Consider the following 25,349-nt stretch of genomic DNA (forward strand, 5'->3'; position numbering starts at 1 on the left):
CGGATAAAAACGGATTTGATTTGCCATAATTATTTATACACTAATTTGATTCAATTACATTCTGTTTTTCGTTTACCCTAAAAACCCAATATTTAATCAGTGGATAATTAAATCCATAAGAAACAAAACTATCCGTAATCAATCTTCCGATTCTATAATCGATTTGAAATACTTTTTGTAAAAAAAACGTACCAAATGATTTTAAGGAAATACTTCCCAACACCACCAACGCAAATTTAAAAAGCTGACTATTTATAGGGCTGTTATAACCAGATTGATTTTTAAACACCCAAAATCTATTGATGCTGAAATTGACAATGGCACCAACGGTTCCAGATATTAGAATAGAAAAAGTAAAATGCAATTGAAACACCTCTGTCAATAAAATCATTAATCCATAATCAGTAATGCCACCTAAAAATGCCGCAACTTGTGCTTGTAGAAAAGTGAAAATGGATTTTTTACTGAACATATCAGTCTTGGTTTTTATCTTTTAAATCGCCCAACTTCAAAAGTTTTAAGCTGTCTATGATATTAATTATAAGTAATATAATAGTGATTAAGCCTGCCAAATAGGTAATTGATCCGGGAAATAAAACTTCGATAATTAAAATGAAAACAATAATAAACCGAAGTTCTGTTGGGCCAACAAAGCCCGAATCTATATTGTATTCATTTGTAATTTTGTAGCGCAACTGAGTGATAATGATCGACCAGCCATACAGTGCAACAAAAGCAAAGGCTACTATTTGTGTGCCGTTTTCAGCATAGATATAGTAGCCAAAACCTATAAGTACAATACCGATCCAATCGGCAATAATATCGAGTGCAAAACCATACCAACGGCGTGGAATATTTCTGTAATAAGCCAATCTTCCGTCTAAAGAATCGCCTAACCAATTTATACCCAAACCAATAATACCCAAAAGCAAATACCATTTTGCTAAATAAGTACCTAAAACAAAAGCTAAAAAAACCAATGCAGAACCGAACGTGCCAATTAAAGTCAGTACGTTTGGCGAAATGAATTGAGGCACCTTTGGAAGCAAAAATACAATCGTTAACTGTTCAGCCCTTTTTAAAATATTAGTTCGCTTACGGTCTGAAAATGTTCTTTGGGCAATTTCACTATAACCTTCAATATGTGTTTCTTTTCCCATTAATAACCCAATATTTATAAACTTATAGTATATCCAATTCCAGTTTGGTAATTTTTAATTTTATTTTTCTTTGCGTATTTTTAAAAAAATCGGTGGTTCTTTTTAGCTTACCTGATCTAACCAGATAACTAAATGCGAGGACAATCAGCATATTATTTAACAATTCCTGCAAAACGTTGATAGAAAACTGTTGGACTGTTCTCATCTTTAGGAGCGTATTTCCCTGCTATAATTGGAACATAAATAACTCTCCTTCTGCTCTCTTCGCCACGGATAGTTGATTCTGCCACTCTATGCCACAAACGGCCATCGTGAATGGTTAAATCTCCAGCTTCTGGATTAATAGATACTTCCTGTGGATCAGGTTTATTATCTAAAAAGTACTTTTTACGAAAAAGCATTTGATAAATACTTTGTTTGTGAGTACCCGGAATGATTTTAAGGCCGCCGTTTTCGGGTTGTAAAGTGCTCAAGTGAATACCCACATTTAACATCGGATTTAATTTCCCACCATAAAAAATATCTCGCAAACCATCAGTGTGCCAGCCCATTTTTGTAAACTTACTTTCTGGTCCGTTAATGTAATGATTGAAAACCATTCCGTCTTTTTCCTCAGTACCTAATCTTGCTCCCTCGCCTGCCAATGGTAATAAACTATTGAATCTTGGATCAAGTAAAAGACCGCTCAAGGCTTGATGATGTTGATTGATAAAAGCAAAACGCTGCACAATAGGAGAACCATCTAAATCTTTTCCGTATTTGATTGGAACACCATTTACTTTTTGAAGGTCATTGTCAATCCATTTTTGCTCTACTTGTTTCGAGGCATCAATGATAGATGAAACCGTTTCTGGATTTATAAATTTTTTGAAATGGATAAAACCATATTTGTTAAAAAAGTTGATTTGCTCAGCAGTTAATTGCTCAGTAAGGGTAAAAGTTTTATAAGAAGATACCATGATACTATATATTTAATAAATGAAATAATAATGTTTGAAATTTTATCTAAGAGATTTGCAACAGCAACAACAGCAACACATTCGCATGTTTGCGTGCATTCGGTTTTCAGATAAATTAAACATATTTCTTTTATTAGACATACTCTATGGAATTAGTAGACATTTATACAAATGTAATATAATTTCTCATTTGCAAAGATTTTTTTTTATTTTTTTTTTGAAAAAATTAAATTTTATAAATTCCAGCTGCAGTTTTTTCTATAAATGCCTTTGGTAGTATACGGTTGGCATAAACCGAAATGATATTGGTAAAACCCGGAATAACTTCTGATTTTTTGTTGAACATCGCTTTTACTGCCATTTTTGCAACCTCATCAGGCTGCATATTGAACTTTTCAGCCATTTTGCTAAAGGCATCTAAACCAGCTCTCGAAGCAAAACCAGTATCTACCGGACCTGGACTAAAACAAGTTACTGAAATGGAAGTTTTGGAAAGCTCAAAACGTAAGGCACGCGTAAATGATAAAACAAAAGCTTTAGTAGCCGAATAAACAGCCAGCGTAGGTACAGCTTGGTATGCAGCAGTACTCGATATATTTAAAATATATGCTTGGTTTTCTTGTAAAAGTATGGGAACTAATAAATGTGAAAGTTCTACTACTACATTCATATTAAGCTGCATCATGCCGAGCTGATCCGTTAGAGCAGAGTGACTGAAATCACCCCACACACCATAACCCGCATTGTTAACTAAGATGCCTAATGGATAATTATTCATTTTTATCCAATCGGTTACTTTTAGCGATGCACCATTTATCGAAAGATCAACTGATAAAACAAACGCGTTGATGCCATATTTAGCTTGGAGATCACCAGATAATACTTTTAGCTTCTCTTCACTTCTTGCAACAAGCAATAATGGATAACCTTGTTTACCCAATTCATAAGCAATAGCTTTTCCAATGCCTTCGCTGGCGCCAGTAATTAAGGCATATGGTTTAGTTTTTTCGCTCATTATAGTATTTTAATAATCAAATATAAAGATTAATTCTAAACCGTTGGTTGTGACTTATTATTAAATATAAGCGATAAATGAAGTTCTGTTTATCACATACAAATCAAGATGAGTTACATAACCTACAAAGGAAGTGGTTATGCAATTTTACAAATCAACAGAATTGCAATAAATGACACAATGGAGAAAACCATCGTATTGATAATTCTGTTTTTTATTTTAAACGATTGCTGTGCCTGATCTATTTTGCTCTTTTCTTTTCTTTTAAACGTTTTCATTCTATTATTAATTTTTCATTACTTACTGCTGCAAAATTAAAACAGCTTATCGAAAAACTTTTACATGATCGAAATCCAATTTTTCATAATTAAAACGTCATACTCTTTTTATAAAATAGGAGTGTTAAAATATTTTTAAACTTTAAAATGAGCCAAAGCAAAATAGTTATTCTAATATGTAAATTAATAAATACGTTATTCATCAATCTTCAAATGCCCAAATTATTTCACGCGTCTCTATCAAAAAATACTAGCTCAATTACTAAGTCAGGTTTTAAATGTTATTTTTTTCTTCTTCAAGATCGGGAAGAAAGATATGAAAAGTACTGCCTTTACCCTCTTCAGATTCTGCATACAATACACCGTGGTGGTTTAGAACAATTCTTCTGCACAATGCCAGACCAATACCGCTTCCTGGAAAAATAGTCTGCCCATGAAGTCTTTTAAAAATTTCGAAAATCTTGTTACGATGATCATTCTGAAATCCAATTCCGTTATCAGTAAACGAGATATGATGGTAATTCCCTGGTATTAAAGGAGAATCGGTGAACTGCGCGGCATAGTCATGGGATACCAAAACCGAACTTATTTGTATACGAGGCGATTTATTCGGATCGGTAAATTTTAAAGCATTACTCATCAGATTATAAAAAAGCTGATTCATCTGCAGGCCGACTGCTTGGACTACAGGAAGATTTTCAACTACTATCTCAGCATTTTTCTCAGCAGTCACCAGTTCAAAATCATCACGAACACTTTTAAGTACAGCGGTCAAATCAACCGAATGTAACCTTTTCTCAGGTTCGATAAGACGTGAGAAACTAAGCAGATCGGAAATCAGCTGGCTCATACGTGCCGCAGATAAAGCAATTTTTTCCACCATTATTTTGGGATCCCTGCTGGATTTTCCTTCCTGCAATAATCCGGCAAAAATTTGAATTTTCCGGAGCGGTTCCTGAAGATCATGACTCGCTACATAGGCAAACTGTGCTAGTTCCTCGTTAGAATGTTTTAAAGCGTAATTAGATTGTTCAAGATCTGTATTGGATGCCTGCAGATCCTGCAGTACCATAGCGAGCTCTTTTGTTCTGAGCTGAACCTCACTCTCCAGTTCGAGCTGTAATTCCCTGTGAATTGTAATATCCTGAGCCGTTCCGCTGATCATTACAGGTTTTCCCTCCAGATCAAAATAGGTCTGCCCAACGGCATGAATAACCTTTTCCTGTCCCGTAATTCCATGAATTATTCTGTATTCTGCTTCATATTTTCCATTGGAACCCGGCTTTTGGGCTGCAAAAAAAGCTTCCATTACCCTGTTGTGATCAGAAGACTTTATCAAATCCCGTACCTTTTGTGATGGCAGTGTTGTAGCTGTGAGTCCAAACATAGCCGCATGACGATGTGAAACCGTAGTAATTTGCGTAGCTACATCCATTGACCAAGTTCCGAGCTGCGCCACTTCAACAGCAGATCGAAGTGCGGCTTCGGCCTGTTCTATTTTTTTCATTGCATTTATTTCGGCTGTCACATCCGAGCTTACATGAAGCACTGCATACACTTTTCCGTCACTGTCCAATAAAGGTGTGAGACTGATGTTGTGATAATGAGGCTCTGTTTCCGTGGTATGTATACCTGCTGTCCCACTAGCACTGAAACTAACTCCCGACTGATATACATTCTGAACGGCTTTTATATATTGTTGTGAACTTTCTTGTAATAAGACATCCATAAGAGACTTTCCATCTATGGCAGCGCCCTTACTTACATTTTTTATAAAAGGTTCATTTGCATTCTCAATAATAAGATCATCCCCTACAAATAAACTAATAGAAACTGGAGCGGCTTCCAATACCGAGCGAAGTTTAGATTCGCTCTCGCGAAGTGCAATTTCCGTTAACTTGCTCTGTGTGACATCCATCGCATGTACAATCATTCCAATTACGGTTCCCTCATTATTTTTATGCGGCGTATACACAATGCTCAGCCATCTTCTTTCACCCATTCTGGAGGGCGCAAACATCTCATATTTCTCCTGCTTCCCGCTATAAGCTATATCGAGATGAGTACGTGTTTTTTCATAGGCTGCATCCCCAAGGAATTCTTTAACTGTCTTACCAATGGCTTCGTTTTCCCCAACGGAGAACCAGTCCATAAAAACACTGTTATAGCTTTGGTACCTTTGCTGCTGATCCAGATAAAAAATCATAGCAGGAACAGTGTCTTTCAATAATTGTAAATGGGCTTCACTCTCTTCCATTGCCTTCTGTGCCAAAACCTGCGGGGTCACGTCAATAGCAATGTCTAAAATGGCATAAATTTCTCCTGATTTGTTGCGAATAGGTGTATAAGAAATATTATAATAGTTATTATTCAACACCCCGTTCTGCACTATTTTAACCAATGAGGCAGGCGAGATAAAAGGAACTCCTGTTGTAAAAATATCATCGAGTATCTTAAGGTAAGCCTGCCCTTCGGTAATGAGTTCCGGCATGGCTTCCCTTAAAGGCAGTCCGTTAATTCCAGGCCCCTTCCCTACGATATCTATAAAAGTCTGGTTGGGATATTCTATAATAAGATCACGGCCGACAAACAAACCGATTCCCGCAGGAGCAGCCGCAATCAAATTCTGTAATCTGGTTTCACTTTCCTCGACCTCACGACGGTTTAGGACCTGCTGTGTAACATCAACCGCTACCACTAAAACACTATTGGCTTCTCCCGATGCATTTCGGTGGATTTGATACGTAAGATCCACATAGATATTTGTAAGCTGTCCTTCGCGCTTCAGTTCTACTTCAACTTCTTTGGCCGTGTATGCATTACCTGAGCGTATGACCTCGCGGAGCAGCTCATCAAAACCTTGTCCCTTTAGTTCAGGAAGCGCCTCGAGCAACGGTTTTCCAATTAACGAATTTGCTTCACGCCCTACTAATTCGCCATAAAAAGTGTTGGCACTTTGAAATACCAAATCCTTGTCTATGCTGATTGTGGCAATACCTACAGGTGACTGTTCAAATATAGCCGCAAGTTCGTTCTGCTTCGCGGTGATATCCTGCTGTGCCTTTATGGAAGCAGTAACATCAAAGGACATCACTAAAACAGCATAAACACCACCCGTTTGGTTCACTAATGGTGTAAGGGAGTAATCTAAATACTGTTCACTACCCAATCCTGTCTGGATTTCGTAGCCGCTAATTTTATATTCTTTTCCTGTATTATAGACTTCACTAATTATTTTATAAAATTCCTCATTGGAAGGCTTCTCAAATACAGCTGTTAATTTCTTACCGATGATCTGTTTGTCTTTACCCCAGTAATCCAGCATAACATCATTAGCCAGATCAATATAAAATTCACTTCCTTTTAATAACGCTGTACCTACCGGCGCTTTATTAATAAGGGTTTTAAAACGCTGTTCACTAGCTGTCAGCTGCTCTTCTTTTTCTTTTTCAGCAGTGATATCAATAGCAATGGCTGTTATATATTTTTTCCCTTCAGAATCTGATACGACCGAAATGCTATTACTTACCCAAAGTTGCGAACCATCACGGCAGACATAACGCTTGGTAATTGTAAAATCTTTTCCATTTGAAATACAATCCTGCAAAAGTATTTGATTACGCTGATAATCATCAGGGTGCGTAAGCTGTCCTATATTCATCTGCAGTATTTCTTCGTGGCTATATCCCAGCATTTCACAGTAATGGTCATTTACTTCTATAACACGTCCAGTACTATCGGCCTGAGCAATTCCTGCATTGGACTGCATCAGTATACTATTGAGCTGTGAGCGTACTGATCCTGACGCTACTATATTGGGGATAACTGCTGAATTCTCGATACAAGTCACCAAAACTCCTTCGGCAGTATGATTTTGACTAAAAACAGCACTGTAAGAGGCTGTAAGATACACCTGTTGCAACACATTATTCCTGTTCACATTCACAGTAATATTGGATTCTGGTATAACCTCATCCTGATCTAGTACAGCTTTCACTGCGCCAACAGCTATCTTCCACTCTGGAGTTAAGACTTCCGTTAAAACTTTACCTAATGCATCATGATTTTTAGTGCCTAGAAAGGGGCGGAATGAATCATTATAAAAAAAAGTTTTTTCACTTCCCCACACCAAAAACATAGGGATACTGGAACGCAGCATAATTCCGAGTGATGTACGGAGGCTTTCAGGCCAGAGGTCTATATTTCCTAAAGAAGATTCCTTCCATTCCATTTCCCTCACAAGGGCTCCCGCTTCTCCTCCATTCTTTAAAAATAGAAATTCAGATTCTCTTTTATTTAGCCCCACTTCGAAATTTTTTTTGTTTAAAGTGGAAAGATAAAGTTTTTTTAATTTTTTACCTAGTACTAATCTTGCATCTGATCATATTTTTATTTCTGCAATTCATTTAAACTTTACCAGATTTATACCGTTCGATAATCTTACTGCTTGTAAAAAACAACTGGAATTTTGTTTCCAATACTTTTACGATAACGAAATACAATACGTAATTTCATGGTTATTTACTGTAAAATATACTATTTGTGTATTTTCTTAATACATTTAGCGAACCACTATGCTGCTGTTAATTATATAATCTGTCTTTTCAATTCTGTAAATCAAAAATACCGCTATACCTGTAATTTTAAATAAAAAGAAACGTACAATTATTAATACTAGCTATTTATGGAAAACTTAATAAATCAGGAAAATCTGGAGGAAATCAGAACATTTATAGAAAATAAAATTGCTGATGTTCCCGGAGAATTAATTCTTCTTGGGGCAGTAGGAAGTTTGCTTCTATCATCTTACCTCAATAAAAATGGAAATACTAAAGCAGCGTCAATGATTGGATCGCTGGCTGTGCCTATTGTGGGTATAGGGCTTGCAAAGTACAAAGATGTTTTAAAATCCCAGATGGAAAGTTTACAGCAACCCAAAGAGGAAATTGCCTGATTAATTTCTGCAAAGAATTACAAAAGTTCTGAAACAAAAAAAGCACCTGTCACAAGAGAGGTGCTTTTTAATTTTTTACAATTGAAAATTACGCTACCACAACGTTTATTGCATTAGGTCCTTTTTTACCATCCGCAATATCATAGCGAACTTCATCGTTTTCGCGGATAGTCTCCGACAAACCTGTAGCGTGAACAAAGATTTCACTCCCGCCATTTTTTGGTGTTATAAATCCAAAACCTTTTTCTTCATTAAAGAATTTTACTGTACCTTCTTGCATCTTATAAATAATTACTGTTTCGAAAATAAATGTAGGATATTTAATTGTAAACCAAAGATTTAAAAACCTTTTTTATTTGCTTTATGGGAATTATATAACATTAAGTAAAAATTATATAAAACATAGACAGGCATTTATGAAGATTAAATATCATTATTTACTTGTAATTATAACTGACTAAAACTCAAAAGGTCATTGCATAATTAATTATATAACGCCACAGCAAAATTGTATAAATTAAAAAGCAGAGTCATCCGCTAATTTTGAAAAAAAATAAATTTATACAATCACCATTTAATTAAATTATGAAATTATCAGCAGCTAACAGTTCAGTTATCCAATCAGCTAAAAAAATTGAAGTTCAATCAGAGACCAATTTCTCATTGCAGCCTGAAACACAGTTCGAGAATCTTTTAACAGACTTATATCAAAAATATGATGATGAGCCAGACTTCGATTGTGAATTTTTATGGGCTTCCAATGACCAAAGCGAAAACGAAAGTACAATTGATCCAGAATCTGAAGATGACCTTACAGATCAATTTGATGATAATCAGTGGGATGTGGCTATCTATGACCCGTACTTAGAATCAACTTATTATTAGACAATAGTTTTCAACGGAGCTGTTCGAATGGTTCATCCCGCCTAGTCGCAAGGATAGATTTAAACCTTAAATAATTTACCGAAGCGTAAGAACCAAAGCTTACTAAAATTTGAAAAATTATTGTTTGAATTATTTCCGTGCAGTATTGTTTGCTTGTCAAAATATTTGTCATCGTTAACTACTCACAGCATTTTTTTCTCCTAATACTTTTAAGGATAATGAGTTTACAGTTCATTATAGTACTATTATAAAAATCTTCTTTGCTGTTCTTCCGCAGCTGAATACTGTCAGATATATATTCATAGCTGAAAAACCCTCTGCATTATCATCTTGACTGAAATTCAATATTTCAATTTCCCAAAAACCATTACAGATTACAGTCCTGTTTCAGCAGCTACAAATTGATTTGCTGATTTGAGATTTAATTTAACGACACAATATTTATTTTTTTTCTAAAAATAAATTATTAACTGAAACATTTTGAAAATAAAGCGTCAAATAGAATGTTAATCCTATTCTATTACTTCATCATATTTGGTGTCAGACCTAACGTAGATTACTTAAAATCCGTTTTAAAAATCTTTTCGTATTCTCTGAAGATAGAAGCTAATGCCAGTCATGGAGTTCCAATTCAAATTTTTAATCTAAAAATCAATACTAATGACAAAGACAATGTTTTTTAAATCGGGAATTAAACAAGGAATTATAATGGGACTCTGCTTCTGTCTCTACACTACTTTAATGTGGCTCACAAAATTAGATACGACGTATTTAAATATTGGGCAGTATTTTGACATCGCTATAATTCTACTGCCTGTATTTATGATTTTTTGGATAATAAAAAAACATACTGATTACTATAGGATAACTATTTTTCAAAGAATTGCACTTGCTGTTTTGGTCGGTTTTGTTTCCTATTTAATTTACGATCCTTTCTTATACATTTATCATCATTACATTAATCCAGACTGGTATGATGCCGTGGTTAATTTAAAAGAAGCAGATTTAATGACTGTTCATACGCCGCAAAATAAAATAACAGCAGTTTTGAAAGAAATGAAAACCTCGCCTATAGCTCAGGCAAATTTATTTAGACTATCAGCCGCAATTCCTTCTGTAATTATTTTACCGGTTTTAATCGCTTTGATTTCTCTTCTTTTTATACGAAACAAAACTAGAAATACTACTGCAAATCACGAAAGCCCATTAGCTGTAATGTAAAAATACGCCAGAGTGCTATTGTTAATCTAAATCCGAAAAGCATATACCTAATTTTACTCGACTTGACGAATTTCATGTATCAAACCTGAGTGCTGTTGAATTCCATTTCTACATGGCTCACCTTATAGAGTAGTGAAGGCAGCTGCCTGCCTCCTAATGTTCCCCATATATGATTCAATTCTTCAAATTCAGGTGTATAAACTGTCACAGTAAATCTAAAACTCTTAATGTTTTTCATTACGTCATTTGCATTGCTGTAGAGCGTATTTGCTTGCGTGAAAAGACTTTTTTCTTGGAAAAAGGTATTGATTTTTGAAATTTCATTTAGTGAATTAACATAAGCGTTTCTATTGGCACTGAAAATCAGATAGAGAATAATGCTTTGATCATTGCTTTTGTACAATGTTTTTGAACTTTCAGCTACGTAATTAGGTATGTTTTTGAGCGCCTTATCTTCCTCTATTCGAATCAGGGTCAATACTGTTTTGTCTTCTAAAGCGGCTGAGGTGTTTTTTTGGACTTCTGCCCAGGCAATATTTCCAGCTACTACGCTCTTTTCAAGTCCGTTTTGATCCAAATAATTATTTACCTGCTCTGTAATTATTTGAATTATTTCATAAATCATTGCTGAAGACGTTTAAAGATTTATATTTATTTGATAGTGTTGTGTTTTTATTTATAAATATAAAAAACTAATATTTAATTAGTTAACAACTTACACTATCAAATATAATCAAAAAAACTACAGCTCTTTAAAATGTATTAATCCCAAACTTGTATGTAATAAAAAAAAAATCAGTCCAGCATTTCTTCTAGTTTCATTTTTAAAACATCCTCACTTTGATGACCAAAATACTGCGCAAGGATTTCATATTTATTATCAAAAATAATAAATGAAGGAGTGCCCTGCAGCTGATTTAGCGTGAATGTTTCTGCTAAAAATGATATCTGCGAATAGTAGGATTTAATTTTCATTATTAAAAGCTCTTTTTCCCTTTCAGAAAAACTGGAAATGTTAGGAACAGTGTTCAATAGTAATTGTATCGTACCTGAATTAATAAATGATTCGGCAGTTATCATACGATCAAAAGCAGCAGGAAATTTCGGAATATCCAAATAGGAAGAACGCTGGTAATTTGTTTGGTAATACTTTTTGGTTTCTCCAACCAGTTCACCGCTTTCTAATAATAATTTTAAGTTTGCTTCATTATTATATTCAAAGTCTTCAAAAGCAGTAGCTACACCAATAAAGCCCACTTTGTCTTTGAAGGATTCGTAAAGCTGATTCATAATAGGAATGCCATATATAAAACAGCCCGGACAATTTACTTGAAATACAAAGGCTATATTTACCTTACGGGCTGTGAATTCGCCCTGAACTAATTGCTGCGTGTGAAGATGAAATTTTGACATCGCTCAAATTGATTAAAATTGCAGTACAAAGTTAGTCGGCAACCAGAGCTTTTGACTGGTCCAGTTTTTACAATATTTATCAGTATCTGGTTTCTAAATCTCTTTTTCAGATAAGTGTATTCGAGGCACATCAGATGTGATTTAGGAAGCAGTAAATTATAAAACAGACAGTTTCCCTCAGATGAATTAAATTTTGCAATTTATACCCTGAAAGATATAACAAAACGGTGTAAGTGTTTCTGAAATTTGCTTAGTTAATATCAAAAGCCATGAAAACATTCCTTCGTAATAACGGACTCTCCATCGTCTTTTTTCTTCTATTTATCTTCACGCTTATAGGCCAGATTATATTTGGCTTCAAAGAACATAACAAGGAAATTCTTGAACAAGGCGGTGTCGCTGTAACACTTGCAGGCTATTTCAGCACGGGACATTTTCTAGAATCAACTTTTGAGAATTGGGAAAGTGAATTTCTGCAAATGGCGCTTTTTGTGATCCTTACCATTTTTCTGCAGCAGAAAGGCTCATCGGAATCGAAGGATTTTGACAAGCAGGAAGAAGTCGACAGGGAACCTTCTTCTCGTCGAAAAGGTGCGCCTTGGCCGGTCAAAAAAGGTGGATGGCTGTTGGCTGTCTATAAACACTCACTTACCATTTCTCTTTTACTACTTTTCTTCATTTCATTCGGAATTCATTTCTACGGAAGTCTTAAAGATGAAAACCAACAGCTTTCCCTTAAAGGACTCCCGTTGGAAAGTGCTGCAGCATATATCGGTGATTCGCGATTTTGGTTTGAGTCTTTTCAGAACTGGCAGAGCGAATTCCTCTCGGTATTTGCCATTGTAATGCTGTCCATTTACCTGCGCCAGATCGGTTCTCCGCAATCCAAACCAGTTGATGCTCCAAATAGCGAAACGGGAGAATAATATGCAAACGTCCTTACAATGAACTATTTAAAAATTAGAAATCTTTTCAAAGTGCAAGATCTGCTATAAGATAATTTTGAAGAAAAATAGAAAACCTGCACCATCATAAAGAAGGTACAGGTTTTCCGACAATCAAGATTACTACTGAGTAGTTCCTATTTCTGATCTTCGTTGTCTGCGTCGAAGTTAATCGTATTATAAGCGGCTTCAGTTAGTGTCACATCGGCCTGCTTTTCTTCAGAAAGCGTTTTTTCCAAAAGAAGTACAGCATCATCCTCTCCCAAAGTCGTTGCAAAGGCAGCAAGTGTTCCATAGGTGGCAATTTCGTAATGCTCGATTTTTTGTGAGGCAGCAATAATTCCTGCGTCTCTTACAGGTCCTGGCTGTGTTTCCTCCATAATACTTTCGCCTTCTTTGATAAGCCCTTCCATGGCATCACATTTTTTAGCTGCCGCTTTCTCTCCTACTGATTTAAAAACCTCTTCCAGTCTTGCTACCTGCTCTTGCGTTACAGCTAGGTGCTCATTGATGGCATTAATTAGATTTTCAGATGTGGCATTTTTGGCCATTTTTGGAAGTGCTTTTACTAGTGCTTTTTCAGCCCAGTAAATATCTTTAAGCGAATCCACAAATAATTCTCTTAATCCATCAGCTGCAGAAGGTTTCGCTTTTACTGATGCTTTTGATGCTGCAGATTTTCCTGCAGTGCTGGTTTTGCTTTTAACGGCCGCTGTTTTTTTTATGGCAGTTTTCATAATATGATGTTTTATAGTTAATAAGCCAAATTTACAAATCACATATACTGCTTTTTTACAGTTTTACATTTAAAATTTACAGTATTTAAATATTGAATACCAATACTTTAACACATTTAAATTTTAAGTTTTTATGCTTTTACAGAAATACTATGCTGTCATCAAAAAAATACTTGCCTAAAAGTGCATCAGTTTTTGTGCCATCTAAAAAAACTTTAATTAGGTGGTCCATTTAATAATCTTTAAATACTGGAAAAATATTATAAAAAAATCAAAAAATTATATAAAGAAACAAAAGAGATATTACGGAAATTTACTCTGAATCAATATTATAGAAGCGTATTCTGTTAACTTGAGTTATTTTTCGCTCTTTAAATATTTGATGTCAGGATTTTTGATTTTAGACTGAAAGACGGCCTGACTCTTTAATCCATTATTCACTGGAAGTCATTTTTTTTAAACTAAAACTTATCATTATGCATACTGTTACCCCTTGGAGCGCAGCTGCTCAGGCAGATATTGAAAATAGTGAAATCTTTTTAGAGAGAAAAATCCATGATTACACCTATCAATTCTACAATACTGGAGATTCCCTTTGGATTGTGGCGATACTGCCAAATAGTGGAAAAATAGCTTTCCGGACGGCTTTCGCGATGAACAGCTGCTTTGAGATCAATAATATTTTTGATGACGAAGATACTATCGTGATTGTTTTAAACTCAAGACTGGGCAGTTACGAGATCCGCGTAGATTTTCCAGATTCGCTCACTCCGATATTACATTATACAACCTCTTTTACGGCAAATATACCATTGATGATTCCATTCTGGCCAAGAGATATAATACCTCTTACAAAAAATGGAAGTGTAGAAAACACTGCTGGAAAAATTCATATGGAACAGTTCGGATCCCGATCTGGACTGCTGTTTGTAAGTGTTACTAAACCTCAGACAGGATCTTTATTTTATTTTCAGAACCTGACATCATTATCTGCATACTGCGAAGCTACGCAGACAGAATCTAAAAACACCGTGGGTGGCAGCTGGCCAGAAATTGGCTTTCAGCTCCCCGTTACCGATAAAGAACCTCTTCCTTCGGGCAGACCTTTTATACTCTCAGATGCCTATGTAGTACTGGATACTGAAATTGTAGAGAAAACATCCTTAGTTTGTGAGCATTTTTTAAACAACCTAGTCAAAATATACAGAGTACTGCAGCAGCCGGCAATTGAATATCACAACTGGCCGGATATCGCTCAGCAGGTAATTACAGATTTAACGTACAATAAAGGAGCGTGGACACAGAAAAATGGAAATGCTTACTTGAATGCCTATTTGTGCGACTACGACACTCCTGCTGAAAGCATGGTGCAACTGGCAGTACTGACTCCATTTAAGGAATTTGAAAAATGGAGCGGTGAAAAACAGCCTCTTTGCGATGCACTAACAAACGGACTGCCCGCTTTTTACGATTCCAAAATTAACTGCATAAACAGATGGCTTCCTGCGCTGGCAGACACACTGGATCATTCAGAAGAACATAAAAAAGAAATGGTGATGGATTCCTGGTATCTGCATCATCCCCTGATGAATTTAGCAAGACTTTCATTGCAAGGGGATAAAATCGCAGAAAAGCTCCTGTTAGATTCCATTGATTATGTCATAAAAACAGCCCATCATTTTAAATATTCCTGGCCGGTTTTTTATGATATGCAGACTTTGGAAATAATCAAAAAAGAAACAGCTCCCGGCGCTGGCGGAGAAAGAGATGTGCCTGGTGCCTATGCGCACTTAATGCTGTTGGTTTTTAAGTTAACCAAGGAGAAACGCTATCTGAGTGAGGCTGAAAAAGCAGCCAAAAAATTAGCCGATCTGGGTATTAATATCTTATATCAGGCTAATAACACTGCCTTTGCAGCTGGGGCTTTACTTGAATTATATAAAATAACCCATAAGAAACTATATCTTGATTTAAGCAATACCTGTCTTACGGGACTCTTTAAAAATGTACAGTTGTATGACTGCCGCTATGGCTTTGGTCAAAATTACACTAATTTCTTCTCCATCTTTCCGTTAAATGATGCGCCGTATACTGCAGCTTATGAAGAGTTGGAAGTCTATGCTGCTTTATCAGAATATTTAAATCAAGCCAAAGATGTAGAGATTCTGCCAGCCGTTAAAACACTGCTTCCCGAATTTATTAAATATGCTGTTAACAGAATTGCCTACTATTATCCACCGAAACTGCCCAAAGAAATGCTTTCCAAAGAAGTTAAAACAGGAGAACTCCAGGCTGATTTGTGGATTCCTTTAGAAGATCTATACAATGGCTGGGAACACAGCGGTCAGGTCGGACAAGAGGTTTACGGTGCTGGAATGGCTTTTGGCGTAGTATCAAGACAGTATATCAAAATCAATGATGATTTTATGCTTTTTATAGATTATCCCCACCACTATACCAAAAGAGGAAAAACAATCAACATCCATCTAAACGGTGATAAAACAATGTACTGCAATTTGAAAATACTAAAACTGGGAACTCCTGCTGTCAAAATGAAAGTATTTCAGGATAGCGAACTTCTTAAACCTTTTAAAAAAAGTACCAAAATGCAGGAATACAGAATTGCAGGAAATGGTACAGTTAAAATTGAGTCGTAATATTTACTTAATACATAAAAAACAAATAATGGAAAAATTGACAAATTACTTTGGACAAAATATCAAAGACAAAAGAATTGTAGTGACTGGTGGAACAACCGGAATAGGAAAAGCAATTGCCGATGTGCTCGTGTCCCTTGGCGGACGTGTTCTTATTTTTGGAAGAGATCCTAAAGATTTCAAAAATGCTGTGGCGGATATAAAAAAACAATTTCCAGACAGTGAGGTCTATGGAACTCCGGCGGATGTCACTAAGAAAAAAGACATTGACAAAATATTAAAAATAGCAGATACTGAACTCGGAGGTATTGATATTTTAATCAACAATGCCGCATTGGGAGCACCTGGAATTGCTGGTGAAACTTATGAGGACTATAAATATGTTGTAGATACTAACATTACTGGCTATCTAGCCTTCGCCCAGGAAGCTGCATCAAGAATGAAAAAACAGAAATCAGGACATATTATCAATATTGGCTCAATGAGCGCCGAAAGCCGAACTGGCCAAAGCACCATTTATGTGGCTACAAAATCTGCTATTCGAGGTTTCAGCACCTCGCTTCGCAAGGAGTTAAATCCGCTTGGAATTAAAGTTTCACTTATTGAACCTGGAGCAGTAACAAGTGATATGCAGACCGATCCAAAAAAAGTACAAAAGCAAAAGGTAGAAAAATTGGAAATGCTGGAAGCGTACGATATTGCGATGAGCACACTGTTCTGTTTGTCCCAGCCAAAAAGATGCGATATTGTCACCATGCAGATACGTCCGCATCTCCAGATTATCTAATCTTAGTAATAAAGTCAACATATATACACAAACACCTGCATTTACGCAGGTGTTTTTAGTTAGGATATAGCTGAGAAATTGGGTATAAAAAATACAACAGCATCAATTTTATTTTTAATATTAGATCTCAATATTGCATTACAATCCTACAATAAAGAATCCAGTATAACAATAAGTTCTTTGTAACTGGTGGGCTTGCTGATGTATTTTATAATTTTTTCACTGCGCACCAGTTCATCTGCAAAATTTTCAGAAGGAGTTGAAATCAAAATTACAGGAATATTGGCAAGGCGCTTTTCTGCTTTAAGCTTTTCGAGGAGCTCAAGACCATTCATACGGGGCATATTGTAATCCAAAAAAATAAGATCCGGAAGATTCTCTGTCACAAGCAGATGATCAAATTCTGCCGCAGGGTTAAAAGCCCATCGCAGGCAGACTCCTTTGTTCAATGTATCAGCAGCTTCCATGAACAGCTCTGCATCTTCCCGATCATCATCGATCAATAAAATATTTTTATAAGCCATAACATAATTTTAAATAATGTCCTTATACAGACATATGCACTAAGTTACGAATTTAAAATTGTTTAGGTTTGGGATTTCAGGAGTTTAATGAAAAAAACTACTGAAAATATATTCTTAAACAAATCCTTTTTCTTGGCATTATTAACCTATCAATTTGTCAGTACTTTTAACCTTACTTATTTAAACTGAAAATTATATAATATTCGAACAATATTATATAAGTAAATTTCTGTACATATTCTGATTTTTGACTTTTTAAAAAAATTAAGTTGCTGATATTTAATAATTTGACTAAAAAATTAAGATGCAGACTAAAATATATTTTGAAATAAAACGATATTTATACAAAAGTAGAGCAATGTTGCTACTTTTGTACTGTATATTTCCTATAATATGCTTCTCCCAGCAGAAGTATTCACCAAAAGTGGTACTTGCTGTTGAAACGTACGCTTTTCTCAAAGGACAAAGTGCATCACTAGAGCATATTGCTAAACAATTTCCCTCCCTAAAGAGTGATATTAAGACAGCAGAAAAGAAATCTTCTTTTTTACATTCGCGTGCAGAGCAGAATATTGAGCTCTTTTTAAAGCAAGAACTGCCTGAGCAGGATTTCATAGTTTTGCAAAACCGCATCGATTCACTGCTTATTAAACAGTTCAATATTCCAATAGAAAAAGAACAGCATGCAAGGGATTTTCTGGAAATCATAAAAGACCGGCCACATTCCTTAAAGGATACAGTGTTGTCAAAAGGCATTATTTCATTTGCCTATCAGGATAAACCTCATCAGGAAATTGTTGATGGGCATATCGAGACCTTTACTACAAAAGACCATCCAAAAGCATCTGATTCCGATCTTCAAATCTCTGTTCCCAAGAGCTGGCTGGCCGAGGAAGCCGCAATGTCCCAAACTGTACAGCAGTTCACAAGCTTTCACGGAAGAGGCAATGAAAAAATACTGCTCCTAGTATATGATCTGCCTGCCGATGAGCAGTTTGTACTTAACGAAAAATCAGCTGCTGAGCTTCTTCCTCCGCAAGCTAATCTTATCCGCACTGAATCAGTAAGAATTGACGGCATACCTGCGGTGATGATTGACGTGGAGGAAGCTGTGCATGAGAAAGCTAAAGTACGAATGCTGCAGTTTATGTTCACTAAAAACCGTAAATTATACTGCCTTCAGGGAAGTATAGGGCCTGTTGAGAGTAGCAAAAATCTCGATCTGCATATTCAAAAATATGAACCACTGTTTCGTATGATTGCTTCTAAAACTCAAATTGAAAAATAACCAGTAAGAAGATCCGCGTTCTAATATGCGGCTCTTTTATTTTAGAATTAAATTATTTATAAGAGTTTATCAAAATGAATCGGGAGCTCATTTACACGCTTTCCTGTCGCATGAAATATTGCATTTGCAATAGCCGGAGGCATTCCGACCACCCCGATTTCTCCGACACCTTTCACACCTAGGTCATTGACAAAATTATCTTCTTCCTTAACAAAAATAACATCTAGATCGTGAATATCGGCATGAACTGGTATATGATACTCGGCAAAATTGGTGTTCATGTATTTCCCAAACTGATTGTCCAGAATAGTTTCTTCGTGCAGTGTTTTACTGATTCCCCAGATCATACCGCCTAATATCTGGCTTTCTGCCGTTTTAGGATTAATAATCTTTCCTGCCGCGACGGCCGTCACTGCCCTTCTAACTTCAATTATACCCAATTCCTCGTCTACCTCAACCTCAACAAAAACAGCGCTGTGCACTGCTTTAGCTTTCTTTCCATAGGTAAGCGGATTAGGCATTGCAGTATTGGTTGTTTTGATTTCTTTTATATTACTGAGAGTTAAAACATCTTTGACGCTGTATTTTAACTCATCCTTACTTTTCACATATATAAAACCATCGCTGAAAATAACCTCGTCAAAGTTTACCTCACTTAATAAGGAATCTTGTAACTTTCTGGCTTTATTAAATATTTTTTTATTTAATGCCCTGCACGCCGCCTTCACGGCTGGCCCGACTGTAGCGGTAGTAAACGAACCTCCTTGTATCGGCGCAAAAGGCATTTGGCTCTCGGCGTATGAAAATGTAATGCTGTCAAGAGGAAGTCCCAGTTCATCAGAGGCAATCTGGGTCATAATGGTCAAGGTGCCGGTGCCTATATCAGTTACAGCACTTTTTATTTCCACTTTTCCATCACTTGTCATAACTGCGTTTACCCTGGCCATCAATCTGTTGGCATCCCATATTCCTGTTGCCATTCCATAACCAACAAGTTTGCTGCCTCGTTTCATACTGCGCGGCTGTGGATTTCTTTGGCTCCATCCAAATTTCTGTGCACCCTGCAGGTAACATTCCCTAAGTTCTTTACTGGAATATTCTTTATCGGAACTTTTATCCTTTTGAGAATAATTAATAAGCCTTAATTCAACGGGATCTATATTTAACTGGTAAGCCAGATCATCCATTGTAACCTCAACGGCATGCATTCCTGTACTTCCCCCCGGGGCACGCATATCAAGGGGTGAATATACATCTAAGGGAATAAGTTCATGTTCCAAAAGCGTATTGGAGGCAGGATAAAGCATACCAGCCCAATTGACTACTATTTCAACATAATCCTCAAATCGGGAGGTCTCTCCTACTGCCTTTTGATATATAGCATTTACATTTCCATCCTTATCGGCACCAAATCTGGTCGTCTGCAGTGTCGGGGGTCTGTGGCCAAAAGTAAACATCTGAGCACGGTCCAAGGTAACGCGTACATTTCGTTTTAAAGCAAGTGATGCCATAACGGCCATGAACAGCTGGTACTGAGGCCGAAGTCCCGAACCAAAAGCTCCTCCTACAAAAGGCGCTATTACTTGGACGTTTTTCATCTTTAGACCAAAAACATTCGCCACATACATTTGCGAATTGATGGTTCCCTGAGTTTTATCATATATTTTTAGTTTGCCGCTGCCTTCATAAATAACAGTTGTGGCAAACATTTCCATCGGATTGTGGTGTTCTGTTCCATGGCTGAATTCTCCCTCACTCTTTACAAAAGAAGCGGTGTAAGCCGTTTCAAAATTACCTGTTGGTTTTGGAGGCGGTGGTTTAAGCAGGGATGCCAGACCTTTTTTAGGTTTTCTTGCCCTGCTTAAATTAGCCTGCAGGTCCGTTTCGAATTTTTCTTCTTTATATGCCACTTTAATTTGAGTCGCTGCATATCGGGCCATCTCAAAACTCTGGGCCACGACCAGCGCAATCGGCTGGCCGTTATATTTAATATCATTGTCTTTTAAAGGCTTGAAAACAGTACCGGGCGGAGCATCCATATCGGCATACTGGAAATCAAACCAAGCTGTTGAAGGTCTGTTTTCATGAGTAAAAATCTCAATGACTCCGTCATGTTTTTTTGCATCTGAGGTGTCTATAATCGTTATTTTACCTTTGGTAATGGTGCTGTTTACCACATATCCGTACAGGAGTTCTTCGGCGGGATATTCCCCGGCATATTTCGCGCTTCCTGTGACTTTTAAACGGCCTTCTAAACGGCTTACTGGTTTTCCTATTGCGGGTAATTTTGTCATTGCTTCTTTCTTTTAATTGCTGGTATTTTATCTTGAAGGTTTTGCCCCCGGGCGCTGTGTCTCCGGATTTAATGCCATAAGACAGCTTCGGACAATCGCTCTTTTGGCCAGCTCAATTTTAAAGGTATTGTGCTGATATCCCTTAGCGCCGTTTAAAATAATTTCGGCAGCCTTAGAAAAGTTTTCCCGTGAGGGCTGTTTCTGTTTTAAAAAATCTTCCGCTTCAACAATACGCCACGGTTTATTAGCAACACCGCCAAGGGCAATTCGGGCTTCTTCGATAATTCCATTTTCAAGTCTAAATGCAGATGCCACGGAAACTAGGGCAAAGGAGTAAGAACTCCTGTCACGAAGTTTTAGATAGCAGTAGTTTTTCTCAAATCCTGCTGGCGGAAGATCTATACTGGTTATAAGTTCACCATGCTTGAGATTATTATCAATTTGAGGAGTATCCCCCGGGAGTCTGTGAAAGGCAGCGAAAGGAAGTGCTCTCTCTCCATCAGGACCGCTGATATTAATTACCGCGTTTAAAGCAGCCAGAGCAACACACATATCGGAAGGAAAAACCGCTATGCAGTTTTCACTCTGCCCTAAAATGGCATGGATGCGATTATAACCTGTAAGGGCAGAACATCCAGATCCTGGATCCCTTTTATTACAGGGCGTGGTTATATCATAAAAATAATAACATCTGGTGCGCTGCATCAAATTGCCTCCATTAGTAGCCATATTTCGAATTTGTGCAGAAGCGCCTGCCAGAATTGCTTTTGACAATAAAGGATAGCGTTCTTCTATGATTGGATCATAGGCAGTCTGTGCATTAGTATGAAGGGCACCGATTCTTACGCCACCATCATCAAGCCTTATAATAGAATTGTACTGTGTTATTGGGTTTATATCAACGAGCTTATCAGCTTTTGTAATAAAATATTTGAGCAGATCAGTTATATTGGTACCCCCTGCTATTATTTTATTTCTAATATCTCCATCCATTTCCTTAAAAACATCTTGGGGAGAAGAAACTTTGGTATATGAAAAATTATTCATGATATCCTCCTTCCTTTACTGCCATAACTGCATCAATTATACCTTTACTGGCACCACAGCGGCAAAGATTACCAGACATTAATTCCTGAACTTCTTCCCTAGAGAAGGCTTTATTCTCCTCGAGCATGCCGACAGCGCTGCAGATCTGTCCTGGTGTACAGTAGCCGCATTGAAAAGCATCATAATCGATAAATGCCTGCTGCATCGGATGTAGTTTTTCTCCGGCGGCGATTCCTTCGATTGTTGTAATATGGGAGCCGTCTTTCATTACTCCAAGTGTTAAACAACTCAATATTCTTTTACCGTCCACAAGAATGGTACAGGCACCGCACTGGCCGTGATCGCATCCTTTTTTGGTTCCCGTGAGCTGCAAATGTTCCCTGAGCACATCCAGCAGGGATACCCATGGCTCGAGCTCGAGCTCATAGAGATGACCATTTATATTTAAACTAGTCGTATGTTTATTCTCTTCTATCATGACTTGCGTTTATTTAATTATAACAAAATAAATGAGCAGACACTGCTGAGAACGCTCCAGAATTCTGCAACATTAAAGTACGATCCTTTTCGTACTGAAAACTTATAGGATTCGTAAACCAGTTTACAGAATTTCAATCATTAATGTCTTATTATTCAAAACATTACCACTTATAATGTAGTAAATTTATATAAGTCAAACAGCAAATGATGTAAAATTCTGACTGTCAGTCTATTTAATTTTAGAATCCTATTTAACGAAAGAAATAATAGAGTAATCTTAAACACTTTTATTATGAGCACTAAAAAAACAATTTCCAGACGCTCAGCCATTACAGGCATGGGAGCCATCTGCCTGACTACGGCTTTTACTCCTGTTTTGGGAGCAGATTTTAAAATGGACGAAAAAGGTTCAGAAAAAGGTTCTGTTGAGCCTGAAGATCCAAAAACTAAATATCCACGCCCTCCTTTTAAAGAACAGTCACAGCCATGGCCGGGACTTGTAAGCAAAATGGATCCCCGCCCTGATCACGGGGAGAAAAGTTATAAAGGCGCTGGGCGGTTAAAAGGAATGAAGGCACTAATCACGGGAGGTGATTCGGGCATGGGAAGAGCAGCTGCAATTGCTTATGCCAGAGAAGGTGCAGATGTTGTCATCAATTACTACCCTACAGAGGAAGAAGATGCTAAGGAAGTTATCCAGCTGATTAAAGCCGAAGGAAGAAAAGCTGCCACAATACCGGGAGATCTTCGTGATGAAGCTTTTTGCAGCTCCTTGGTACAGCAAGCTGTAAAAGCTCTTGGAGGATTAGATATTGTGGTTAATAATGCGGCGCGCCAGCAGACTCATGCCTCTATCCTGGACATCTCAACAGAAGATTTTGATGCTACTATGAAAACCAATATTTATGCTCCTTTCTGGATTATAAAAGCGGCGCTGCCTCATCTAAAGCCTGGATCATCTATCATCGGAACTAGTTCTGTGCAGGCCTATGCCCCGACAGAGGATTTATATGATTATGCGCAGACAAAAGCCGCTACTACCAATTACATTAAATCCCTAGCGAAGCAGCTTGCGCCAAAAGGCATAAGGGTGAATGGTGTAGCACCAGGACCTGTATGGACTCCACTTCAGGTAAGCGGAGGTGCCACCATGGAAAAATTAAAACAGTTCGGCTCCCAAACGCCAATGGAAAGACCAGGCCAGCCCGTTGAACTTGCTTCGATTTATGTCCAGCTTGCCGCTCCAGATGCCAGCTATGCAACAGGACAAATTTACGGATCAAGCGGCGGTGAGGGAAACCCATAAATATGAGATAAGATTTGGTAAACAAACCGTCTGCACAGGTGATTGCAGACGGTTTGTCATATTACAGAAATTCGGGTTACTTAAACTATCCTCAATACTGGCTTCCTAACCTCATTAGATGTTTTTTCATTTGTTCTTGATGAAGTTATTTTAAATATTTTTTTCTTGGTAGATGTTCTAGCGCTGTCAGCGACATTTGTATTGTGATATATAATATACATGGTAAGATTTTTTTTAAAATTATTATACAAATTTAAAATTGGATCAAACAGTAAACTTATACTTTACGTGCTATTAATTACATTATTATAAGCAGTTTACATTGAATGTATAAGTCCATAAACAAACTTATACTGGCAATCTTATAAAATTCGCACTTCAAGTTATAACCTTATAAATGAATCACTTACTAGATTTGAGTTTAATTAACTGCAGAACACTTTTAAACTAATCAAAGACTTTTTAAAGTAAAGTTATGATGATGGATAAATAGGAAAATTGTCTAAAAAGTTGTCGCATTAGTTATTGATAAAAATTACTACAAATTATTTTAAAAATTTAAAATTATGGAAACAACAGCATCATTACCGAAACTTAAAACCAATGTTTCAGCATTGGAGAGAATATTAATGGTTACCAGTGGGGCTTATCTTTTATATAAAGGATTGTCACAGCAAGACAGAAGTATTACAAAGGCAGGAACCGGAGGCGCTATGCTTCTGCGAGGGATTTCGGGCTATTGTCCTGTTTACGATGCGGTGGATCATCTCAAAAATGATAAGGCTTCCAATGTGAATATCAGGATCAACAGCGTAATTAATAAACCAGTCAGCGAGGTATATAACTTCTGGCGTGATCTGCAAAACCTGCCAAAATTCATGAACCATCTTGAATCGGTGGAAACAATAAGTCCAAGCACATCCAAATGGACTGCAAAAGGTCCGGCGGGAATAGGAAGTATCTCATGGAACGCTTCGATTGTGAAAGATGAACAAGACCGACTGATCAGCTGGCAGTCTGAAGAAGATTCCTCTATTAAAAATGCAGGAAAAGTTACTTTCCAGCCAAAAGGAAATGCAACGGAAATTGATGTTACGATATCTTATCACGCGCCGCTAGGAACTATTGGCGAAAGCACTGCAAAGTTTTTAAATCCGTATTTTGAAAAACTAGTTAAGGACGATATTAATAATTTTAAGGCTTATATAGAATCTCTTTAGATCCTCTTTATAACAAAATCTTAAAATTTTAATTTCAAAATTGAAAAAACCTGTAATATCTTATTATTACAGTTTTTTTTTATTCTTACTTAAACACTTCTAAAAACAAGCGCTAAAGATCTAAGATGATTCATTATTCAGTTTTTCTCATAAATTAATTTATAGATCGATACTTTACTT

The 25,349-nt window shown here is 36.8% G+C and carries 23 protein-coding genes; 9 read left to right on the forward strand and 14 right to left on the reverse strand.

What is annotated here, in order from left to right; translation table 11 throughout:
* Positions 1 to 40: 40 nt before the first annotated feature.
* From BSF42_RS01420 to BSF42_RS01440, 6 genes are all read right to left on the reverse strand, one after another.
* Positions 41 to 472, reverse strand: coding sequence for a GtrA family protein (locus BSF42_RS01420; RefSeq protein ID WP_095951334.1), 432 nt, complete (start codon positions 470 to 472; stop codon positions 41 to 43).
* Position 473: 1 nt separating this feature from the next.
* Complete coding sequence (locus tag BSF42_RS01425; RefSeq protein ID WP_095951335.1) at positions 474 to 1,160, reverse strand: CDP-alcohol phosphatidyltransferase family protein; 687 nt, start codon at positions 1,158 to 1,160, stop codon at positions 474 to 476.
* A gap of 152 nt (positions 1,161 to 1,312) precedes the next feature.
* Entirely contained in the window at positions 1,313 to 2,119 is an 807-nt protein-coding gene (locus tag BSF42_RS01430) for a phytanoyl-CoA dioxygenase family protein (protein WP_095951336.1), read from the reverse strand.
* Between the two features lie 226 nt (positions 2,120 to 2,345).
* Entirely contained in the window at positions 2,346 to 3,134 is a 789-nt protein-coding gene (locus BSF42_RS01435; protein ID WP_095951337.1) for an SDR family oxidoreductase, read from the reverse strand.
* Positions 3,135 to 3,271: 137 nt separating this feature from the next.
* Entirely contained in the window at positions 3,272 to 3,412 is a 141-nt protein-coding gene (locus BSF42_RS22390; protein WP_172426636.1) for a hypothetical protein, read from the reverse strand.
* 274 nt (positions 3,413 to 3,686) lie between these two features.
* Positions 3,687 to 7,718, reverse strand: coding sequence for a PAS domain S-box protein (locus BSF42_RS01440; protein ID WP_095951338.1), 4,032 nt, complete (start codon positions 7,716 to 7,718; stop codon positions 3,687 to 3,689).
* A 378-nt stretch (positions 7,719 to 8,096) separates the two neighbouring features.
* Between BSF42_RS01440 and BSF42_RS01445 the strand changes: the two genes are divergently transcribed.
* On the forward strand, positions 8,097 to 8,366 hold the full coding sequence (locus tag BSF42_RS01445; RefSeq protein WP_095951339.1) for a hypothetical protein: 270 nt from the start codon (positions 8,097 to 8,099) through the stop codon (positions 8,364 to 8,366).
* A gap of 88 nt (positions 8,367 to 8,454) precedes the next feature.
* Here BSF42_RS01445 and BSF42_RS01450 read toward each other — a convergent pair whose 3' ends face one another.
* Positions 8,455 to 8,646 (reverse strand): cold-shock protein, encoded by a 192-nt coding sequence (locus BSF42_RS01450; RefSeq protein WP_095951340.1) that lies wholly within the window; start codon positions 8,644 to 8,646, stop codon positions 8,455 to 8,457.
* 305 nt (positions 8,647 to 8,951) lie between these two features.
* Here BSF42_RS01450 and BSF42_RS01455 point away from each other — a divergent pair, with 305 nt between their 5' ends.
* A complete protein-coding gene (locus BSF42_RS01455; RefSeq protein ID WP_095951341.1) occupies positions 8,952 to 9,251 on the forward strand; it encodes a hypothetical protein in 300 nt (99 codons plus the stop codon).
* Between the two features lie 660 nt (positions 9,252 to 9,911).
* A complete protein-coding gene (locus BSF42_RS01465) occupies positions 9,912 to 10,472 on the forward strand; it encodes a DUF4199 domain-containing protein (RefSeq protein ID WP_095951343.1) in 561 nt (186 codons plus the stop codon).
* Between the two features lie 79 nt (positions 10,473 to 10,551).
* Here the strand turns inward: BSF42_RS01465 and BSF42_RS01470 are convergent, their stop codons facing one another.
* Together BSF42_RS01470 and BSF42_RS01475 are read right to left on the reverse strand one after the other, a co-directional pair.
* On the reverse strand, positions 10,552 to 11,097 hold the full coding sequence (locus BSF42_RS01470; RefSeq protein ID WP_095951344.1) for a DUF4255 domain-containing protein: 546 nt from the start codon (positions 11,095 to 11,097) through the stop codon (positions 10,552 to 10,554).
* Between the two features lie 170 nt (positions 11,098 to 11,267).
* Complete coding sequence (locus BSF42_RS01475; RefSeq protein WP_095951345.1) at positions 11,268 to 11,885, reverse strand: hypothetical protein; 618 nt, start codon at positions 11,883 to 11,885, stop codon at positions 11,268 to 11,270.
* Between the two features lie 269 nt (positions 11,886 to 12,154).
* On the opposite strand from BSF42_RS01475, the gene BSF42_RS01480 reads away from it, so the two are divergent.
* Positions 12,155 to 12,811, forward strand: a complete 657-nt coding sequence (locus BSF42_RS01480; RefSeq protein WP_095951346.1) for a DUF6766 family protein — start codon at positions 12,155 to 12,157, stop codon at positions 12,809 to 12,811.
* A gap of 155 nt (positions 12,812 to 12,966) precedes the next feature.
* On the opposite strand, the gene BSF42_RS01485 is transcribed toward BSF42_RS01480, so the two are convergent.
* Positions 12,967 to 13,566 carry a ferritin-like domain-containing protein gene (locus BSF42_RS01485; RefSeq protein WP_095951347.1) on the reverse strand — a complete coding sequence of 200 codons (600 nt, stop codon included), beginning with the start codon at positions 13,564 to 13,566 and terminating at the stop codon, positions 12,967 to 12,969.
* Positions 13,567 to 14,042: 476 nt separating this feature from the next.
* Between BSF42_RS01485 and BSF42_RS01490 the strand changes: the two genes are divergently transcribed.
* Positions 14,043 to 16,223, forward strand: coding sequence for a hypothetical protein (locus BSF42_RS01490; RefSeq protein WP_095951348.1), 2,181 nt, complete (start codon positions 14,043 to 14,045; stop codon positions 16,221 to 16,223).
* 28 nt (positions 16,224 to 16,251) lie between these two features.
* Positions 16,252 to 17,010 carry an SDR family oxidoreductase gene (locus BSF42_RS01495; protein WP_095951637.1) on the forward strand — a complete coding sequence of 253 codons (759 nt, stop codon included), beginning with the start codon at positions 16,252 to 16,254 and terminating at the stop codon, positions 17,008 to 17,010.
* A gap of 146 nt (positions 17,011 to 17,156) precedes the next feature.
* Here the strand turns inward: BSF42_RS01495 and BSF42_RS01500 are convergent, their stop codons facing one another.
* Complete coding sequence (locus tag BSF42_RS01500; RefSeq protein ID WP_095951349.1) at positions 17,157 to 17,534, reverse strand: response regulator; 378 nt, start codon at positions 17,532 to 17,534, stop codon at positions 17,157 to 17,159.
* 304 nt (positions 17,535 to 17,838) lie between these two features.
* On the opposite strand from BSF42_RS01500, the gene BSF42_RS01505 reads away from it, so the two are divergent.
* Positions 17,839 to 18,822 (forward strand): hypothetical protein, encoded by a 984-nt coding sequence (locus BSF42_RS01505; RefSeq protein ID WP_095951350.1) that lies wholly within the window; start codon positions 17,839 to 17,841, stop codon positions 18,820 to 18,822.
* 56 nt (positions 18,823 to 18,878) lie between these two features.
* Here BSF42_RS01505 and BSF42_RS01510 read toward each other — a convergent pair whose 3' ends face one another.
* The 3 genes from BSF42_RS01510 to BSF42_RS01520 are packed head-to-tail and all read right to left on the reverse strand — an operon-like array spanning position 18,879 to position 22,641.
* The gene (locus tag BSF42_RS01510) at positions 18,879 to 21,116 is read right to left on the reverse strand and encodes a xanthine dehydrogenase family protein molybdopterin-binding subunit (protein WP_095951351.1); all 2,238 of its coding nucleotides are present in this window, start codon (positions 21,114 to 21,116) and stop codon (positions 18,879 to 18,881) included.
* Positions 21,117 to 21,143: 27 nt separating this feature from the next.
* A complete protein-coding gene (locus BSF42_RS01515; RefSeq protein ID WP_095951352.1) occupies positions 21,144 to 22,163 on the reverse strand; it encodes a xanthine dehydrogenase family protein subunit M in 1,020 nt (339 codons plus the stop codon).
* Complete coding sequence (locus BSF42_RS01520) at positions 22,156 to 22,641, reverse strand: (2Fe-2S)-binding protein (protein WP_095951353.1); 486 nt, start codon at positions 22,639 to 22,641, stop codon at positions 22,156 to 22,158. The genes BSF42_RS01515 and BSF42_RS01520 overlap by 8 nt, the downstream gene beginning before the upstream one ends.
* A 294-nt stretch (positions 22,642 to 22,935) precedes the next feature.
* On the opposite strand from BSF42_RS01520, the gene BSF42_RS01525 reads away from it, so the two are divergent.
* Both BSF42_RS01525 and BSF42_RS01530 read left to right on the forward strand, forming a co-directional pair.
* Complete coding sequence (locus tag BSF42_RS01525) at positions 22,936 to 23,949, forward strand: SDR family oxidoreductase (RefSeq protein WP_095951354.1); 1,014 nt, start codon at positions 22,936 to 22,938, stop codon at positions 23,947 to 23,949.
* Between the two features lie 566 nt (positions 23,950 to 24,515).
* Positions 24,516 to 25,169, forward strand: coding sequence for an SRPBCC family protein (locus BSF42_RS01530; protein WP_095951355.1), 654 nt, complete (start codon positions 24,516 to 24,518; stop codon positions 25,167 to 25,169).
* Positions 25,170 to 25,349: the final 180 nt, after the last annotated feature.

This window comes from Flavobacterium sp. ACN6 (assembly GCF_002304005.1).
Classification (GTDB): domain Bacteria; phylum Bacteroidota; class Bacteroidia; order Flavobacteriales; family Flavobacteriaceae; genus Flavobacterium.

Excerpts from the sequence above, each read along its gene's own strand:
- BSF42_RS01455 (WP_095951341.1), top strand. The coding sequence starts at position 8,952 with ATGAAATTATCAGCAGCTAACAGTTCAGTTATCCAATCAGCTAAAAAA.
- BSF42_RS01505 (WP_095951350.1), top strand. The coding sequence starts at position 17,839 with ATGCAGACTAAAATATATTTTGAAATAAAACGATATTTATACAAAAGT.
- BSF42_RS01465 (WP_095951343.1), top strand. The coding sequence starts at position 9,912 with ATGACAAAGACAATGTTTTTTAAATCGGGAATTAAACAAGGAATTATA.
- BSF42_RS01425 (WP_095951335.1), bottom strand. The coding sequence starts at position 1,160 with ATGGGAAAAGAAACACATATTGAAGGTTATAGTGAAATTGCCCAAAGA.
- BSF42_RS01510 (WP_095951351.1), bottom strand. The coding sequence starts at position 21,116 with ATGACAAAATTACCCGCAATAGGAAAACCAGTAAGCCGTTTAGAAGGC.
- BSF42_RS01435 (WP_095951337.1), bottom strand. The coding sequence starts at position 3,134 with ATGAGCGAAAAAACTAAACCATATGCCTTAATTACTGGCGCCAGCGAA.
- BSF42_RS01485 (WP_095951347.1), bottom strand. The coding sequence starts at position 13,566 with ATGAAAACTGCCATAAAAAAAACAGCGGCCGTTAAAAGCAAAACCAGC.
- BSF42_RS01475 (WP_095951345.1), bottom strand. The coding sequence starts at position 11,885 with ATGTCAAAATTTCATCTTCACACGCAGCAATTAGTTCAGGGCGAATTC.
- BSF42_RS01445 (WP_095951339.1), top strand. The coding sequence starts at position 8,097 with ATGGAAAACTTAATAAATCAGGAAAATCTGGAGGAAATCAGAACATTT.
- BSF42_RS22390 (WP_172426636.1), bottom strand. The coding sequence starts at position 3,412 with ATGAAAACGTTTAAAAGAAAAGAAAAGAGCAAAATAGATCAGGCACAG.
- BSF42_RS01450 (WP_095951340.1), bottom strand. The coding sequence starts at position 8,646 with ATGCAAGAAGGTACAGTAAAATTCTTTAATGAAGAAAAAGGTTTTGGA.
- BSF42_RS01470 (WP_095951344.1), bottom strand. The coding sequence starts at position 11,097 with ATGATTTATGAAATAATTCAAATAATTACAGAGCAGGTAAATAATTAT.
- BSF42_RS01430 (WP_095951336.1), bottom strand. The coding sequence starts at position 2,119 with ATGGTATCTTCTTATAAAACTTTTACCCTTACTGAGCAATTAACTGCT.
- BSF42_RS01525 (WP_095951354.1), top strand. The coding sequence starts at position 22,936 with ATGAGCACTAAAAAAACAATTTCCAGACGCTCAGCCATTACAGGCATG.
- BSF42_RS01520 (WP_095951353.1), bottom strand. The coding sequence starts at position 22,641 with ATGATAGAAGAGAATAAACATACGACTAGTTTAAATATAAATGGTCAT.
- BSF42_RS01515 (WP_095951352.1), bottom strand. The coding sequence starts at position 22,163 with ATGAATAATTTTTCATATACCAAAGTTTCTTCTCCCCAAGATGTTTTT.
- BSF42_RS01480 (WP_095951346.1), top strand. The coding sequence starts at position 12,155 with ATGAAAACATTCCTTCGTAATAACGGACTCTCCATCGTCTTTTTTCTT.
- BSF42_RS01495 (WP_095951637.1), top strand. The coding sequence starts at position 16,252 with ATGGAAAAATTGACAAATTACTTTGGACAAAATATCAAAGACAAAAGA.
- BSF42_RS01530 (WP_095951355.1), top strand. The coding sequence starts at position 24,516 with ATGGAAACAACAGCATCATTACCGAAACTTAAAACCAATGTTTCAGCA.
- BSF42_RS01420 (WP_095951334.1), bottom strand. The coding sequence starts at position 472 with ATGTTCAGTAAAAAATCCATTTTCACTTTTCTACAAGCACAAGTTGCG.
- BSF42_RS01500 (WP_095951349.1), bottom strand. The coding sequence starts at position 17,534 with ATGGCTTATAAAAATATTTTATTGATCGATGATGATCGGGAAGATGCA.
- BSF42_RS01490 (WP_095951348.1), top strand. The coding sequence starts at position 14,043 with ATGCATACTGTTACCCCTTGGAGCGCAGCTGCTCAGGCAGATATTGAA.